The sequence below is a fragment of the Arthrobacter sp. TmtSoilC51 genome (genome assembly GCF_055388015.1).
Window position 1 is genome coordinate 2,239,563 of record NZ_AP035877.1, and the last position, 16,226, is coordinate 2,255,788.

Below are 16,226 nucleotides of genomic sequence, written 5' to 3' on the forward strand. Positions count from 1 at the left end.
TTCAGGAGAGAAGCCCAACTACTGCTGACCGCCTGGAAAGGGATCACTCGATGATCGCCCGTCAAGAATCCGCTGCCAAGAATCCCGGGATAAGACTGAGATTAACCGTTCTCTTTGCCGTCGTAGGCGGTGCCGGTGTTGGGAATCTGTACTGGGCCCAACCACTGTTGGGTGATATTGCTGGAGAACTTGGGGTGGCGCCCGGTACTGCCGGCCTCTTGGTAACTCTTACACAGATCGGCTACGCGGTTGGCGTGTTCCTGGTGGTGCCACTGGGAGACACCACCAACCGAAAGCGTCTTATCCCGGCAATCATGGTCGGTTGCTCCATCGCGTTGGCGGGTTGCGTCCTCGCGCCCAACTTCGCGGTCTTGTTATCAACACTGGCCTTGGTTGGTTTCACGAACGTAGCTGGGCAAATGCTCCTTCCTCTTGCGGGGGACTTGGCCACGGATGAACAACGGGGGCGCGTGCTCGGCACCGTTGCGTCCGGACTCCTAACGGGGATTCTCTTATCCAGGGTGATCAGTGGAATGGTGGGAGACGCTTTCGGTTGGCGGATGATTTATGCACTGGCGTCAGTAGTCATACTTGTGCTGTCCGCCATCATGTGGAGGGCCATACCGAGCACGAAGCCCCGAAAACGCATTCCGTATGGTCGTCTTCTCTGCTCTGTTGTCCGGGTAGCGCTGCAGAACAGGCGCGGCAGGGTCATCCCGCTGTTCGGAGCCGCCCTAATGTGCGTATTTACGGCTTTTTGGACAGGCCTTACCCTCCTTTTAGCGGCTCCTCCGTTTTCCTTTCCCGCGTCGAACATTGGACTTGTTAGTCTGTTGGGCGTCGTGGGGGTCGTCGGCGCCCAAGCAACGGGTAGGCTCTATGACCGTGGATGGGCCGTCCCAGCCATCGGAGTTGGGCTGGTTCTCACGCTGGCCGCGGTTGCTATTGCTGGATTTGGCGCCAGCTCCATCGTCGCAATACTAATTGCAGTCGCTCTGTTGTCTGTGGGCGCGCAGTCCTCACTGGTCCTACTCCAAACAATGATGGTCTCAATAAACCCCGCTGCCCGGAGCCGCCTCAACACCGCGCACATTGTCAGCAACTTCATTGGAGGGGCAACCGGTTCAACACTCGCGGCTGGACTTTGGCACGTCGGTCAATGGTCGGCGATCATGACGTGTTCAGCGTTGGTCGTCACCTTTGCGCTGATTTTGTGGCTTTTTCAGAGAAACCGGGCGCTCAAGGGCGGCCACTCTGTCCCTCGCGCAACGCACGAGCCTCCAAATCTTCCAGCCAAACAGCGGTGAGATCGTATGTAGTTCCAAGGGGAATCGCTTGGCCGTGGTGGCGTCTAGGGACCCAGCCGCCAACGCTATGCAGGCGCTGTCAATTTGAGAAGCTTCTCTGACGCGCCCGCGGCCGCCTCTTTGACGTAACGGATGACGTCGGAAATGTCCGTCGTCGAGATGACGTCAGCGACTGCAATGCTGCCTACCGCCATGTTGCGGTTGGAGAGGATCGGCGCGGCAACGCCATGGACGCGAGCGTATTCAGCGGTTGTCACGTGAAAGCCGTCGTGCTTGATGGCCGCCAAGCCTTGGCGAAAGTCGCTCCACGTGCTGCCAAGGCCACGCGCTTCGATCTCTTTGGAATGGACGCGATAAATCGATTTCAGTCGGTGATGGGGTAAATGAGCCAGAATAACTATTGAACCTCCATCGTGAAACAGCGATTGCCTCTGCCCCCGGCGGGAGCGACCCGACGAGGGCCAGGTTGGGTTGCTCTCGCCGAGGCAAAGGACGGAATAGTCGGGAAATACCGCAAGGAGTAACGCTGAACGGCCGACCCTGCCAGCCAATTCCTCCAAGATGCCATGGCTCGCCAGCAAAAGAGGATCGGCTTCCCGGATTTGCAGATCCAGCTCAATGATCCGGGGTCCGAGGCTGTAGTAGCCGTTCCGAACAGTCGTGAGCAGGCCGGCGTCGTAGAGGGTCTTGATGTGGCGGTATCCAGTGGCTCGTGACGTTCCAAGTGCTTCGATAAGAGAAGCTGCGGATCTAACGGATTCCTCTCCGTCGAATAGCGCCAGAACCTGGAGCATAGGCGCCAAACTTCCGGCTGCCGTGGGGGACTCGGGCTCCGTGGGGATCTGGCTACTGAATAGACCCATGTTGCTGAACCTGACTCTTCCGCTTCTCCACCGGTGCCGGTCATCAACTAGACGTGGCAAGTTCCGCTGCGCCAGCTACGTTGCCCTACGGTACGATGACGCCTTTGCCGCTGCTCTGCCGGTCAAACCACAAGTAGGCTTCCGCCGCCTGGCTCAGCTTCCAACGATCGGTGAAGAGGGCATCGACCTCAACGCCGCGGTCAAGAACGAAATCAGCCAAGCGACCCATTTGCTCCGTAGACAGGGTCCAGGAGGTTTTGGCCGTGACTTGCTTCGAAAGCAGCTCAGTCAAGTCAACCTTGAGTGGAGCCCCGCGCCCGACCCAGCACACCGTGCTCCAGAGTCCGAGTACTTCGAGAGCCTGATTGGCTGCGATTGGAGCGCCGGACGTCTCCAGGCTTTTGTTCACACCGCGGCCGTTGGTGAGTTCCAGCACCGCATCTCTGACGGACCCAACCTCAAGGGGGTTGATGGCTTCGGTAGCGCCGAACTCCCGTGCACGTTCCAAGCGATGAGGCTCAATGTCAAAGGCTATGACTTTTGCCCCCAAGGCTGTTGCCAGTTGCGTCGCAGAGAGTCCAACCGGTCCCTGACCGAAGATGGCGATCGTGTCGTCGCCACGGAGGTTGATCATTTCCAAGGCCCCCCACGCTGTTCCGGTCCCGCAACTGATGGCGGCGGCTGCTTCGAAGGAAAGCCCCTCCGGTAGCGCCATGACAACGGAGAATGGGACTTTGATGAAGTTGGCATGTCCTCCGTCTATTGCATAGCCGAGGGCACGGTGCTCCACGCGGCACAGGTGTGTCCATCCCGTCCGACATTGGTCACAGCGTCCGCAGCCTATGTAATGGTGGATCATCACTGCTCGCCCGATCCAAGATTCCGGCACCAAGCTGCCAACCGCAACGACTACTCCCGCCGGTTCATGCCCGGCAATGGCAGCGTGTGTCTGCCCATGAGGCTTTCGGTACTCATGCAAATCCGAGCCGCACATCCCCGATGCACGTACTTCGACAACAACTTCATCCGGACCTGGGACGGGATCGGGAAACTCACGAATCTCAATTCCGCGGTCTCCGGTGAACAACGCACCTTGCATCTAATTCTCTCCTCTACATCTAACGCGACTCTTGGGCGCGCGTTTGCCGTTGATTGTGCTGTCGACGGGATGGGGGTTACAGGCAGGCCCTGTTGGTGGGCGACTCACAGAAGCGAAGCGGCAAGTTCCTGCGGAATTCCAATTGCCTTCAGCTCCACAAAAGCGTCAAGTCCTTCTGGTCCAAATTCGCGCCCCAGCCCACTTTGTTTGACGCCTCCCATCGGGGCACCGAATCCGGCAGGGCTTCCGTTCAATTCAACTGTTCCTGTTTGCAGTTGGCTGGCAACACGCAAGCCACGCTCTAAGTCGGACGTGAAGACTGAACCGTTGAGCCCATAAATGGAGTTGTTAGCAATCGCGATTGCTTCGTCCTCGTCCTTATAGGGAATAACAGCCACCACCGGTCCGAAGATTTCCTCTTGCGCAATGGTTGCGTTGGGGTCCACATCGGTGAAAACTGTGGGCTCAACGAACCATCCCTTGTCCAGCCCGGCGGGTCGGCCGCCACCCCGGACGAGCCTTGCCCCTTCTGAGGAGCCCGAAGCGATGTAATTCTCCACCCGATCCCGCTGGCGGGAGCTCACGAGTGGCCCGATCTCCGTACTTTCTTCCCTCGGGTCGCCAACTGCCATGGTGTCGATCAACGCGTCCACACGGTCCAGGAACTCGTCCTTGAGAGTTGAAGGCACCAACAGGCGGGTTTTGAGACTGCACACTTGCCCGTTGTTTCGGAACGAACCCAGGCGCAAGGCTGAGACTGCAGAATCCAGATCGGCGTCCTCCAGAATGACGGCTGCCGACTTGCCGCCCAGCTCCAAGGTGACACGCCTTAGATCCTGTCCACAAAGCTCCGCAATGCGTCGTCCGGCAACGCTCGAGCCCGTGAAGGTAACCTTGTTCACGTCTGCGTGCGCAACGAGGTACTCGCTGACCTCGCGATCAGCTGGCACAACGTTCAAGACACCTGGGGGCAGTCCGGCTTCCTCGAACAGCTGTGCCACAAAGTATGCATCCAAGGGTGTCTCAGGCGCAGGTTTGAGTACGACGGTGCAGCCGGTTAGCAACGCCGGTACAAGCTTTTGGGCAGTCAGGGATGCCGGTACATTCCAAGGAACAACCGCTGCGACGACACCGACAGGTTCCCGGGTAACGAGAGCATGGCCGTTTGCGGAATGTCGGAGCGCTCGGAAGGAGTATGTCCGGGCGGTCTCCAGGTAAGCGTCCAGAATGCCGACCGGATTGACGACCTGAATGTTGCGGGATTGCGTTATCGGACAGCCCATTTCGGCCGTGATGAGCTGCGAGAGTTCCTCGGCACGCTGGACAAGTAGCTCGCGGAACCGCGTAAGGATCTGGATCCGCTGCTCCAAGGCCATGGTTGCCCAAGGACCTACATTCAGTGCGCGCCTCGCTGCAGCGACGGCTCGGTCCATGTCTTGCCGGGATGCGGAGGGCACAGTTGCAATGACCTCCTCGCTCCAGGGCGAAACCACTTCGATGCGGTGAGGACTTGTTGAAGCGATCCATTCACCACCGATAAAGAGCGAATCATGGGCAGTCATCAAGCTGGTTGTCATTTTGAGTCGTCTCCAGAACTACAGGGGGAGTGGATATGGGTTGCGTTGATGGACTAATGCAGGTTGCTGCGGTCATGTTCACCGTGAGGCGACGTCGGACTTTTCAGCGCTGTCGTGAGTGTCTTCGTCGCCCTTGCCGAGCAGCGAGTGGCGCAGGCTGACGTGCCGTGTTTCGGGGGTGAGGATCAATCCAACAACGCCCAAGGTCAGCGCGATCCCGATGGCGTAGAAGGCAGGTGCCACAGGTGTGTTGAATTGGTCTACCAAAGCTGTGGCGACGAGTGGAGTCGTTCCGCCAAAGACAGCAGCGGCGAGGTTGAAAGCAAGTCCATGCCCGGCATACCGCACCCGCGTCGGGAAGATCTCTACCGCAACCACGAAGTATGCGGAGGTAATGAGCGCACTGGCGGTTGCAAGAATGCACTGGCCGAGTAGAGCGCCAATGACTGTGCCGTTCGATGCCAAGGCAAACGCCGGATAGGCGGTAACTGTCAGCCAAATGAATCCCGTCCAAATGACGGGCTTGCGGCCCACCTTGTCGCTGAGCTTGCCGAATACCGGACCAAGGCATGCCAGTAGCAGTACTGCCGCTCCGCTCGTCCACTGGGCGTCGATCTGCTTGAGGCCGCCTTCAGTTACGACGAAGGTGTACATGTATCCGACGATCAGGTATGCCACTGCTGCCTGGGGAGCCTGGAGCAAGAGAATGCGCCCGATGGATTTCCAGGAGGCAGCAAGTCCCCTGAGAGTGTCTTTGATGGTGACTTTCTGGGCCGTCGCGTCTGAGAACTCCTCAGGGTCATCGAGGTTTTTCCTCAACCAGAATCCGACCAATGCGAGCACACCGCCAAAGATGAAGGGCACCCTCCATCCCCAGTCCATGTAGGCATCTCCCATGGCGCCCTGGACACCGACGATCGTGAGGGAAAGGAATGTGTGAGGCAAGTAGATGGCGAACATGACCACGCCGATCCACAGTCCTCGCTTGCCTGCCGGAGCGGATTCAATGACATAGGTGTAGCCACCGGAAGATTCACCACCCATCGACAGCCCCTGGATGATGCGGCAAGTTGCCAGCAGGATCGGTGCAGCGAGGCCGATCGTCTCGTACGACGGAAGCAGACCCGTCACAAGTGTGCCGCCACCCATCATCAGAACGGTCAGAGTCAGGATACGAAGCCGGCCGAGACGGTCGCCGAGGATGCCGAAGATAACTCCTCCGAGTGGCCGAGCGAAGAACGCGGCTGCAAATACAGCAAAGGTTCCTAGAAGTGCAGCGCCTGGATCGCCTTTGGGAAAGAAATGAAGGGCCAGAGCAGGTGCTGTCAGTGCGTATACGGACCAGTCAAAGGTCTCGACGACGTTGCCGATGGCGCCGCCCATCAGTCTCTGATGTGGGCGGACTTTGGACTTCGATGTTTTCATGGTTTCTCCTCTTTGAGTTCCTTTGAAACTTGTGGATCGCCCTCGGAGTGGCGTTTTGTTGAATTGATCCGAACCGTCAGTCGTTTTGGACTGCCCTGATAAGACTCGTTGCGTCCGCTTGCGACTCCATGGTGCGGGCGATTTCCTGGGCCTCGGCGATCTGTTTGTAAGTGGGCTGGTTCATGGCTGCTGCGGCGCACGTGCCGAACTTCAGGGCAACCTGATCCCATGTCAATGGGGACTCAGGGCTTCCAGGCAGTGCATTTCCTGTTTTCGTGAAGCTGCGCCCATCACGAGTGCGAATTTCCACCCGTCCCGGCAACATGTCGTATTCCCAGTCCAGGGTTGTGTCTGCCACTGGGACGACCTTCTCTGCCGCGGCGAGGATCGCTGGGTCTTGTCGAGTCGCTTCGTCAAAGTCCGAGACGACTACGGTGCCTCGCACGGCGGCAACAGCTACTAGGAAGGGCAGACTGAATTTTGCATCGACAGCGGTAGCCGGGGTGCGTCGGGCAGGTAGGGGGCGGCACATCAACTCATGGTGATCGCCCACGAAGACGCGGATCTCGCTGACTTCGTCAATGTGGAGCGACTGTTCAGCCAGGATCTGAATGACGGCGTGTATGTGGCCATGCGATGTTCCGACGGAAGGCCAGAACTTGTAGAGGGTTGTCCCGCCGTGGAAGACCTGGCCCAAATCCTTGACCATGTTCTCGCGATCGTAGCGGCCAGCGAAGTATGTGTTGAAAACGCCGTGTTCACCCTCGAAGAGTGTGGACACGCCGGTTGTACCCTTCTGGGCGAGCAGGGTGGCGAGCGCGGCGCCTTTAGCAGAGAAACCGGCGTAGATTCCGTGAAGATCACTGCCCGTTGCGAAGACGGTCTCGTTGACCCCGGAAGATTGCATGCTGGCAATGCTTAGCGCATTGGCCACTTGTTCTGGCGGGAGGCGCAGCACTCGGGACGCGGCGGCAGTAGCTGCAAAGACGCCCATGGTTGTTGAAAGATTCCAGTCCTTGCGCCAGTCGATGTTGCGTCGGAGTCTGGCGAAAATGTCCTGTCCAACCGCCACTCCGGCCAGGAGGTCCTGGCCGGTGACACCACCTTTCCTTTCTGCTACAGCGAAGACCGCAGGAATAATACTGCTGCCGGCATGCTGTCCCCATGGTGTCTGGTCATCAAAATCAAGACAGTGGGCCATGGCGCCGTTGGCAAACGCAGCCATAAGAGCCGGCGCCTTTCCGCCGAAGCCCAATACGGAAGACTCGGCCCGGCCACCGCTTTCCCTGAGCAATTCAATGATGGGGGACAGTGCCGGTTCCACGCCGCTCGCAGCCAGGATCACCCCAAGCGTGTCAAGGATGGTCTTCTTGGCGCCGGTGATCGCGTCCGCGGGCAGGTCCTCGTACCGCGCTTCCCCAGCAAACTCAGCCAGATCATGGACGATGTCGCGTCCGCGGCTAGATAATGTCTCCGTCATGCGTTCTATTGCCTCAATCTCGCTGTTTGTTACACACGTGACCCGAACACGACTCTGTGTGCTGAACTTTCATTTGGACCTTTGTGGACACTCCAGATGTGCGAACTCTGCAGGGTCCTATGGACGCGGCAGTTGGTGCCGTGGGTCGACGTGAATGCAAATGTGGAACTTAGTTCCAACACGAAAGACAATATCCCACAATGCTGGACATGGTCAATGCTGGGGTGAGATGTGTGCCCTCGCTGAATTGAAGCGGTGTTCTCGTCGCATCCTGAGAGAGGCATGAAGTTGAAGAGGTAAAGTCGAGTCCTGCACTACATGGGTGCGTACGGGACGAGTCGGAACCAAAATCGAATGAAGCGGAGTAGGCGTGAGCGCGGAACTGGAGCGCGGGCTTCAAACTATCGAACTGCTGAGCCATGCTCCTCGTGGGCTGAGCTTCACGGAGATTGCGTCGGCCTTGGGGGTAGCGAAAGGTCCCACGCACCGGCTCATGGGAGAACTGACGCGGCTCGGTTACTCCCGACTCGATGACGCCGGCCGCTACCACTTGACCCTCAAATCAACGTCGCACGCGCTCCAATATATTGAGCTCATTCCGTTGGTTGAGCTTGCCCGGCCCCTGCTGGAGGAGTTGGCGGCGGCGAGCGGTGAGTTGGCGCGGCTGAACCTCGTCGAGGGAGCGCATTTGGTGCGCGTAGCCAAGGCTCAAGGCAGGCGCTCGGGGTTAAAATATGATCCACTCCATGGCGGCAACTTGCCCTTGGCAAGTACGGCAAGTGGTCTGCTCTTGCTCGGCAATATTTCGGAGGAGGAGGCAATCGCCCGCCTTGAGGCTGAGGGATTCCCGCGCCCTAATGAGTACGGTTCGGCGGCCCCACGAAGCACCGATGAGGCGCTTCGGCTTATTCGCAAAGCCCGAACCGATGGGTACCTCTACATTCCCAATATCCATGAGGAGGGCGTAGCGCCCCTGGCGTACCCGATCAGGGCCGCCGGCGGCGTCGGGATCGTTGGCGTGCTCACTGTCTCCGGCCCGAGTTTCCGCTTTAATGAGGAGGCGGCCCAAGCGGTCTTGCCTGTCATGAAGGAAGTTGCCGAGAAGCTTTCGAGGATCCCCGTCGCGGACATGCTTGGCTCGCTCTTGCTGCCAGACGTCAAGCAATGAGAATGACTCGCGGACGCGCTTACTGGCGCTAGTGCCTTACTTGCCGCCGAAGCCGGTCGGGTTACTCCATTTGTCCCGTTGCCTGTATGGGCGTCGTTCCCATTCGCGCACCGCCCTCGAGCTTTGAGCCTTCTCTTCGAGCCGTCGTTCAGGCTGCGCTTCCGCGACGCATCGCATAGTCCGCCAAGCGCGTCAGGCACCGACCGGGCGTCGAAAGGAACATCTAGACAATATCCCGCTATCTGGGATATCTTCTTACAAGAACGTGGTTCGACTCACATACCCCCCAAAGCCCAAAGTGGTTGGGAGGTCTCCAATCACTAAATTGAAACGATCCAAAGAAAGAAGGATTCGATGTCATCGCTATCTACAGACCGGAAGAGGCTGGGCAGATGAACCGGGTCGACTCAGCGACGAGTCCTTCTGTTCGCATCGCAGAGCCGGTCGCTGTTGTCTCGTCAATGTCGCGGAAGAGAAGGTTGCCGAGCCGCGTTGGGGTCATCCCTTGGTGGTTCCTGTTGCCAGCGCTGGCGTTTTACGTCTTCGTGGTGCTGTGGCCAAGTTTGCAGGGGGCCGGATATGCCTTTACCAACTGGGACGGGCTGTCCACCACACTGGAGTTCGTGGGATTGGCGCAGTTCCAACGCCTTCTGCAGGATCCTGCTGGCGTCGGCGCGGTTGGACATACCCTGCTGATTGCGGGAGGAACCACAGTCCTTCAGAACCTCGTTGGCCTTCTGCTGGCTCTCGGGGTGCATTCGAAGATCAAGAGCCGGAATCTTCTACGCGTACTCTTTTTCACTCCCGCCGTGATAACTCCCGTGGCCACCGCCTTCCTTTGGAAGTACCTCATGACGCCCGACGGAGCTATCAACAACTTGCTGGCCGCCTTGAACCTTGAAGGGCTGAAGCAAGACTGGCTCGGCAACGCAGACATCGCAATATGGTCGATCATTGCCACCGTGATCTGGCAGTTCTCGGGCTACTCCATGGTGATTTACCTGGCAGGGCTCCAAGGCGTACCTGAGGATGTGCTCGAGGCCGCCCGCATCGATGGCGCCGGCGCCATTCGACGCTTCTGGTACGTCGTTCGGCCTGAGTTGGCTCCGGCAATCACGATCAACTTGATGCTGTCCATTATTGGCGGTCTGAAACTGTTCGACCAGATTTGGGTCATGACTTCGGGCGGTCCTGGTACCGCAACAGACACGATGTCGACGCTGATTTACAAGAATGCCTTCCAGTTCGGTGATTTCAGCTATGGCATCGCCATGGCGCTGGTCTTGACTGTCTTCGTCGTCATCATGTCCACAGCTCAGAATAAGCTGCTGAGCAAGCAGGGAGGCTCCAAGTGAACCGCTATACATGGCGAACGTTCGCTCTCGAAGGCGTGATGGTGTTCGCGGCGGCAGTCTTCTTCTTTCCTATCTACATGTTAATTAACATCGCTCTGAAGAAGCCCGATGATCAGTCAGCGCCAATTGCACCGGTTACTGCTCCAAGCTTTGAGAACTTTTCGAACGCGTGGAACCAGGCGGGCCTCGGTCAGTCACTACTGACGAGCGCTTTCGTCACCGTCTTCAGCGTTGGCATCATCGTAGTCGTTTCGGCTCTCGCCGCCTACCCTCTGGCCCGCGTCACTAAGCGGTGGTCACGCTGGATGTTCTTCCTGTTCATGCTTGGGCTCGCTCTGCCGTTCCAGCTGGCGCTCATACCCCTCTATACGACCATCCGGGACCTGGGCCTCATTGGGAATCCGATTTCGCTGGTTTTGTACTACGCCGGCCACCAAGTGCCCTTCTCCGTCTTCCTCTACACGGGATTCATTCGAGCTGTTCCGCTCGACTATGAAGAAGCCGCTGCTGTTGACGGTGCCGGCCCCGTCAAAACCTTCGTTTCCGTCATCTTTCCGCTGGTCCGACCGATTACCGGAACAGTGGTCATTTTGAATGTACTGACCGTTTGGAATGATTTCTTGACGCCGCTCCTCTATTTGAGTGGCAGTTCCCAGCAGACGGTTCCTGTAGCCCTGTTCTCGTTTGTAGGACAGTACGTATCGGAATGGAACCTTGTGTTCGCTGGGCTGGTTATTACCGTCGCTCCCATACTCATCGCGTACTTTGCGATGCAAAAGACCATTATCAAAGGCTTCGCTAGCGGACTGAAGGGCTAGCCAAGCCGTATTACCCCGGTCCGACTCCAGCCGGATCAGACCGTATCCCAGCAACCGCATGCTCAGAATCAGCATGCACTGCAGTTCAAAGGAGAACATGATGTACAAGAAGACCCTTCTGGCCCTATCGGTGAGCCTGGCTGCCGCGCTCAGCCTTAGCGCCTGCGGTGGCGGAGCCAGTAGTTCCTCCGGCGGTGGTGACGGAAAGACGCTCACGATTGCCTCGAATACCAATGAAAAGGCCGCGCTGGACGCTGTCATCGCCAAGTTCAAAGAGAAGAACCCCGGTGTCGACGTCAAATACACCACCTCCGCTGTCGACCAGAACCAAACCACCACACGCACACAGCTTTCGTCGGGCACGGCGCCGGATGTCTTCTTTGTCTGGCCGGGACTGGGTAACCCTTTGGCTACGCAAATCATTGCCAAGGCCGGCTTCCTTGAGGACCTGTCGGGTCAACCATGGGCAGACAGCGTTCCAGCTGGGATCAAGCGCGTGACCCAGTTCGAAGGCAAGACATACAGCGCTCCGGTGACCTTCTCGGGCATCGGCGCCATCTACAACATGAATGCCGTCAACGAGGCTGGCTTGACACCGCCGACTACGTGGAGCGGACTTCTTCAGTTCTGTTCGCAGGCCAAGGCCAAAGGTAAGACAGCCTTTGCTCTCGGCGCCCAAACCAACTGGGTGACCCAGCTCATCCCATATGCACTCACCCCCACCTTGGTCTATGGCCCTGAACCGGGATTTGCCGATGACATGGCAAACGGCAAGGCTTCATTCGCTGACTCGAAGTGGTCCGAAGCCATGAACAAATACCTTGAGATGCAGAAGAACGGCTGCTTCCAGGCAAACCCCCTCGGAACGGACTACGAGGCAACGCTCTCCATGGTTTCAAAGGGCGAGGCTCTTGGCGTTGTCCAAACCAGTTCAGCAATCGCCGCGCTCAGCAAGCAAGCCCCGGGTACCCAGCTAAAGCTGCTCGCGGTACCAGCAACGGACAATGCCGGTGACACCCGCATGGCCGGTGCGGCCAGTGCTTCCTACGCTGTAAACGCCAAAGCTAAGAACAAGGATCTTGCGATTAAGTTCATTAACTTCCTGCAGAGCCCGGATGGCATGAACGTTTACGCGGAGACCAACAGGGCATTGCCCGTTGTCGCAAACGACGCATTCAAGGTTGACCCAGCCGTGGAAGCGCTGCAGGAATACAACAAGGAGGGTAAGACCGACCCTTACATGGATTCGGCTTGGCCTAACCCGCGTGTCCAGCAGACGCTGTTCCAGGTCATTCAGGACATGCTCGCCGGGAAGACGGATCCCGCATCAGGCCTCAAGCAAATGGACAGCGCCTACAAGGGTTCTTGATCTTTCATTTCAGGATTTGAATTGCCGAAAAAGTTAGGAAGGCAGAATTGACAACCCAAAGTTTCCCCGGGCTCCGCTGGCACGGAAGTTGGATTGGGCCTAGCGACGTTGATCTAGAGGTTCATCACCGAAGCAGCCGGGCGGACCTTGCCCATGCAGGCTTCTCGCGAGTGCAATTTCGAAAGTCGTTCGAAGTTGGTGAACTGAATGGCCCGGTGCCGCTGAGACTAACGTCAGACTCCCGGTATGTTTTGTGGGTCAACGGCGTCGAAGTGGGACGAGGACCAATCCGCTCCCAACCCCGCCGCCTGCGCTATGACGAATACGAAATCTCATCCCACCTTCGGCCGGGAACCAACACCGTGGCAGTTCTCGTAACGTACTACGGTGAGGCCAATTCTTTCTGGCAGCCGGCGCACTCGCGGGGGATTGTTGGCCGCGACGCGCAGCTCGTCTTGGAGGCGCGGATCGGTGACCAGTGGCTTGTTACGAATGAGGGCTGGAAAGCATTCCGGTCCAAGGCGTGGCGTTCGCCTGAGACGGATGACGCCATGAACGGAGTCCCGATCGAACTTCTGGACGCGAGGGAGCTGGATCCGTCGTGGGTCGCCGAAGATTTCGATGACTCGGAGTGGCCCGCTTCCAACATACTTAGGGTCAGCCATCACGGCGGTCTTGGAGAATCGCGTCCGCCGGTCGATCCGTATGGTCCGATGCTTCCCAGGGGCATCGGTGCACTGGGGGGCGACCGCGTATCTCCGAGCAAGGGCAAGGCCTACACCGCGCCGGCCTTGAGTGATCTTCCTGACCACCCGGCCGATAGATTGATCAATCAGCTGAAGCTTGTTGGTGAAGCGACTACTGCAACCCTTCCGCTGACCGTTCAGCAAGAGCCGGACGTCGCCACGGTTGTGGCTTTCGATTTCGGTCGCATCGTGGCCGGGCATGTGGAATTCGCAGTGGACGCTCCAGAGGGCGTTCGTCTTGACCTCTATTACCAGGAGAATATCGACTTCGATTTCGTGGCTGGACCGGTCGATTCTGCACCGCGGGCGAGTGCCAGTTACACCACGCGTGGCGTCGACGATCACTATAAAGCAATGGAGATCAGCGGACTCCGCCAGATCTTCGTGCTTATACCTCCGGGCGAAGCACCGGTGGTGCTCCACGAATTGTCGGTTAGCGAGTATCACTACCCGTTCTCCGGCAAAGCCTCGTTCCACTCCAGCGACGATGAGTTGAACGCTTTGTACAGGGCCGGTATCCGCACCACTGCCATGAACTCCTTTGATTCCTTTACCGACTGCCCTACACGTGAGCAACGAGCTTGGGTAGGCGACGGCGTTGTCCACCAAATGGTGCATCTGGTCGCCAATGAAGACTGGAGACTTGCGCGAAACTACCTTGAACTGGCGGCTTCCCCCAGGGCTGACGGTCTGCTGCCGATGAGTGTTGCTGGAGAGTTTGAATACAACAGCACCTATTCAATTCCGGACTGGTCACTCCATTGGCTACACGGCGTCTGGAACTTTTTCCGCCACGAAGGGGACCGTTCGGCGCTTCGATCGCTCCTACCGGTGGCTGAGCGAGTGTTGCGCTGGTATGAACCGTTTGTGGACTCGCACGGAACGCTGAGTGAAGTTCCTGAGTGGAATCTCATCGACTGGTCCAGCGTGTTCTCGAATGGTCGTTCCTCCCTCATAACCGGGCTGTGGGCTCGAGGGCTGTCCGAATATGCCGAAATGGCATCGTGGATGGGCAACGAAGGGTCCGCAACGTGGGCGAAAAACCTTCTAGAAGGCGCCCGAGCAGGGTTCGAGGATTTTTGGGATGATGCCCGGGGAAGCTATGTGGACCACATCATCGATGGTGAGCGAAAGCCGGCGATGTCCCAGGCTGCAGGCGCCGTAGCGATCGTTTCAGGTCTCGCGCCGAAGGAGAGATGGGGCCGGATCATTGATGTCATAACTGACCCGTCCAGCGTGGTCATACGTTCCTGGATTGGGGGCGACGATGGCGGATACGACATGCAGAAAGAACAGGACCAAGCGCGGGGAATCTACCGCATCGATTGGGACGTGGAACGTGAAGTGGTGATGGCTGAGCCGTTCTTCAGCTACGTCGTGCACGACGCCGTCGCGCAGGCCGGGAAGGCTTCACTCCTCCCAGGCTTGCTCCGCCGGTGGAGTGTGTTTCTCAAGGACGGATATGACACTTTCGGTGAATGCTGGGGATGGGGAACCCCCGTCCACGCATGGAGCGCCACACCCGTCAAGGATCTCGTTTGGTACGTCCTTGGCGTGACTCCGGCCGAAGCAGGATACGCCGCAGCGCGTATCGCGCCACAACCCGGCGTTGTTGGGCGCCTCTCAGGCGCTGTTCCTACACCGCATGGCTACATTACCGTGGAAGTGGACGGATCAGATGTCTCGGTTGACAGTCCTGTGCCGGTGATCCTTGTTTCGAGTAACGGCAAGGAGACGTTGGCGCCAAAGGGACGCCATGAGTTTGTCCTGTAAGCAGCGTTAAATGCTTGCTGGTGCTGCGGGTGTGCGGGATCCATTCGGATCCGCACGCCCGCAGCATTCTGGCCCGAACCTCGCCGCGGGATGAAGGGGCCAACTGAAATCTTCACCAGGGCTGACCGTAGGGATCGGAAACCGGCCACGAGCTGACGTGGATAGGTTTGGCTCTGTGGGTTTGAGTAGACGTCGCGACGACTCCTGGATCCTGCCTCCCCTGGGATTCGACTATCCACCAGGCGGTCGGTCCACCGCCTAGCATCAACAAGGTCCGTAGCAGCCCGGCATAGAGCTTTCGAATAAATCTTATAGTTCAGGATATCCACTATTGACATACTGGGGAATGGTCCATGCTGTTGGACCGCGAGACTAGTAGCCCGTCGGGCCCTCGGGGCGTGGAAGCTCAGGCGAGTGCCGATTGAGCCTATCGACGCTGATCATGTGGCCGGGTCCGGGCCCTTATGCCGTCAGCGTCATTGGGGATCCTGAGCCAAAGAGCTTTTCATCCACTCTGGCCGGCGTCCTGAATCGTAGAGGGCCTTGCTCGCACGACTGCCGACGCGGAGGTAGCCCGTGCCGAGCTGTAGAGATGATCAGATGGCACCTGGTCATCGAAGGCACAGCAGTGGCTGCCTTCTACGGCACGGTTGGAGTCAGCTACTTGGCGATCGCGATAGTGACGTCCTGGCCATCCAATTTGATGATCTGGTCGATGTCTACGCTCCGCCCGATCCGAACGAGGGAGTCAGAGTAGCTTGAATCGTCGGCGGTGTAGAAGAATCCGAGGTTGCTCCAAGGCCGGTACGAGAACAGGTCGCCTGCTTCCGGTTTCATCCCTTTTGCACTCATGAAATCGAAGGGGCGCGGAGGTGAGGAGACTTTCTCTCTCCCGCCGAAGTCTGAAAAGCGCAGGGTCATGGGCAGCATGTCCACGAGGGAACGCGCCGTTGGAGTGTCTTCGTCGATTACAGCCTTCACTACCGTGGCGCCTGCCGTGAAGTGCACCACGGTTCCGGCCACCTTACGGTCAGAAGCCGAGGCGGGGCGCTGGGCCCCAGACCCGGTGCCGGGATTGGGAGGTGCGGATCCACCATCGCCCTCTGTTGGCGCTCCCTCGCAGGCAGCGATGTTGAACCCCAGCACCAACAGGCCGGCCATCGCCCGCAGTCTCCTCGCTCTCCGATGTTTCTGTGCCATTCCCACTCCTAAAACTCAGCCAGCAAAGGCCGTCCAACCGGTAATG

12 protein-coding genes are annotated in these 16,226 nt (G+C 58.3%); 6 read left to right on the top strand and 6 right to left on the bottom strand.

Features of this window, described 5'->3' with window-relative positions:
- Nucleotides 1–50: 50 nt before the first annotated feature.
- Nucleotides 51–1,307, top strand: coding sequence for an MFS transporter (locus ACZ5G6_RS10230; protein ID WP_498691222.1), 1,257 nt, complete (start codon nucleotides 51–53; stop codon nucleotides 1,305–1,307).
- Nucleotides 1,308–1,372: 65 nt separating this feature from the next.
- Here the strand turns inward: ACZ5G6_RS10230 and ACZ5G6_RS10235 are convergent, their stop codons facing one another.
- The 5 genes from ACZ5G6_RS10235 to ACZ5G6_RS10255 all read right to left on the bottom strand — a co-directional run bounded on the left by ACZ5G6_RS10235 (nucleotide 1,373) and on the right by ACZ5G6_RS10255 (nucleotide 7,751).
- Nucleotides 1,373–2,170 carry an IclR family transcriptional regulator gene (locus tag ACZ5G6_RS10235; RefSeq protein WP_498691224.1) on the bottom strand — a complete coding sequence of 266 codons (798 nt, stop codon included), beginning with the start codon at nucleotides 2,168–2,170 and terminating at the stop codon, nucleotides 1,373–1,375.
- A gap of 85 nt (nucleotides 2,171–2,255) precedes the next feature.
- Nucleotides 2,256–3,269 carry a zinc-binding dehydrogenase gene (locus ACZ5G6_RS10240; protein ID WP_498691225.1) on the bottom strand — a complete coding sequence of 338 codons (1,014 nt, stop codon included), beginning with the start codon at nucleotides 3,267–3,269 and terminating at the stop codon, nucleotides 2,256–2,258.
- A gap of 104 nt (nucleotides 3,270–3,373) precedes the next feature.
- A complete protein-coding gene (locus tag ACZ5G6_RS10245) occupies nucleotides 3,374–4,846 on the bottom strand; it encodes an aldehyde dehydrogenase (RefSeq protein WP_498691227.1) in 1,473 nt (490 codons plus the stop codon).
- Between the two features lie 78 nt (nucleotides 4,847–4,924).
- On the bottom strand, nucleotides 4,925–6,271 hold the full coding sequence (locus ACZ5G6_RS10250) for an MFS transporter (RefSeq protein ID WP_498691229.1): 1,347 nt from the start codon (nucleotides 6,269–6,271) through the stop codon (nucleotides 4,925–4,927).
- A gap of 76 nt (nucleotides 6,272–6,347) precedes the next feature.
- Nucleotides 6,348–7,751 carry an MmgE/PrpD family protein gene (locus tag ACZ5G6_RS10255; RefSeq protein ID WP_498691233.1) on the bottom strand — a complete coding sequence of 468 codons (1,404 nt, stop codon included), beginning with the start codon at nucleotides 7,749–7,751 and terminating at the stop codon, nucleotides 6,348–6,350.
- A 370-nt stretch (nucleotides 7,752–8,121) separates the two neighbouring features.
- Here ACZ5G6_RS10255 and ACZ5G6_RS10260 point away from each other — a divergent pair, with 370 nt between their 5' ends.
- The 5 genes from ACZ5G6_RS10260 to ACZ5G6_RS10280 all read left to right on the top strand — a co-directional run bounded on the left by ACZ5G6_RS10260 (nucleotide 8,122) and on the right by ACZ5G6_RS10280 (nucleotide 14,980).
- Nucleotides 8,122–8,919, top strand: a complete 798-nt coding sequence (locus ACZ5G6_RS10260) for an IclR family transcriptional regulator (protein ID WP_498691235.1) — start codon at nucleotides 8,122–8,124, stop codon at nucleotides 8,917–8,919.
- Between the two features lie 392 nt (nucleotides 8,920–9,311).
- Nucleotides 9,312–10,274 carry a carbohydrate ABC transporter permease gene (locus tag ACZ5G6_RS10265; RefSeq protein ID WP_498691236.1) on the top strand — a complete coding sequence of 321 codons (963 nt, stop codon included), beginning with the start codon at nucleotides 9,312–9,314 and terminating at the stop codon, nucleotides 10,272–10,274.
- Nucleotides 10,271–11,092, top strand: coding sequence for a carbohydrate ABC transporter permease (locus ACZ5G6_RS10270; RefSeq protein WP_498691237.1), 822 nt, complete (start codon nucleotides 10,271–10,273; stop codon nucleotides 11,090–11,092). Before ACZ5G6_RS10265 ends, ACZ5G6_RS10270 begins: the two co-directional genes overlap by 4 nt.
- A gap of 97 nt (nucleotides 11,093–11,189) precedes the next feature.
- Entirely contained in the window at nucleotides 11,190–12,461 is a 1,272-nt protein-coding gene (locus ACZ5G6_RS10275) for an ABC transporter substrate-binding protein (RefSeq protein ID WP_498691239.1), read from the top strand.
- 272 nt (nucleotides 12,462–12,733) lie between these two features.
- Nucleotides 12,734–14,980, top strand: coding sequence for an alpha-L-rhamnosidase-related protein (locus ACZ5G6_RS10280; RefSeq protein ID WP_498691241.1), 2,247 nt, complete (start codon nucleotides 12,734–12,736; stop codon nucleotides 14,978–14,980).
- A gap of 660 nt (nucleotides 14,981–15,640) precedes the next feature.
- Here ACZ5G6_RS10280 and ACZ5G6_RS10285 read toward each other — a convergent pair.
- Nucleotides 15,641–16,180, bottom strand: a complete 540-nt coding sequence (locus ACZ5G6_RS10285) for a cyclophilin-like fold protein (protein WP_498691242.1) — start codon at nucleotides 16,178–16,180, stop codon at nucleotides 15,641–15,643.
- Nucleotides 16,181–16,226: the final 46 nt, after the last annotated feature.

What these genes read in the sequence shown, in the direction of transcription:
- ACZ5G6_RS10265 (WP_498691236.1), top strand. Translation starts at nt 9,312, where the DNA reads ATGAACCGGGTCGACTCAGCGACGAGTCCTTCTGTTCGCATCGCAGAG.
- ACZ5G6_RS10250 (WP_498691229.1), bottom strand. Translation starts at nt 6,271, where the DNA reads ATGAAAACATCGAAGTCCAAAGTCCGCCCACATCAGAGACTGATGGGC.
- ACZ5G6_RS10285 (WP_498691242.1), bottom strand. Translation starts at nt 16,180, where the DNA reads ATGGCACAGAAACATCGGAGAGCGAGGAGACTGCGGGCGATGGCCGGC.
- ACZ5G6_RS10240 (WP_498691225.1), bottom strand. Translation starts at nt 3,269, where the DNA reads ATGCAAGGTGCGTTGTTCACCGGAGACCGCGGAATTGAGATTCGTGAG.
- ACZ5G6_RS10255 (WP_498691233.1), bottom strand. Translation starts at nt 7,751, where the DNA reads ATGACGGAGACATTATCTAGCCGCGGACGCGACATCGTCCATGATCTG.
- ACZ5G6_RS10235 (WP_498691224.1), bottom strand. Translation starts at nt 2,170, where the DNA reads ATGGGTCTATTCAGTAGCCAGATCCCCACGGAGCCCGAGTCCCCCACG.
- ACZ5G6_RS10245 (WP_498691227.1), bottom strand. Translation starts at nt 4,846, where the DNA reads ATGACAACCAGCTTGATGACTGCCCATGATTCGCTCTTTATCGGTGGT.
- ACZ5G6_RS10275 (WP_498691239.1), top strand. Translation starts at nt 11,190, where the DNA reads ATGATGTACAAGAAGACCCTTCTGGCCCTATCGGTGAGCCTGGCTGCC.
- ACZ5G6_RS10230 (WP_498691222.1), top strand. Translation starts at nt 51, where the DNA reads ATGATCGCCCGTCAAGAATCCGCTGCCAAGAATCCCGGGATAAGACTG.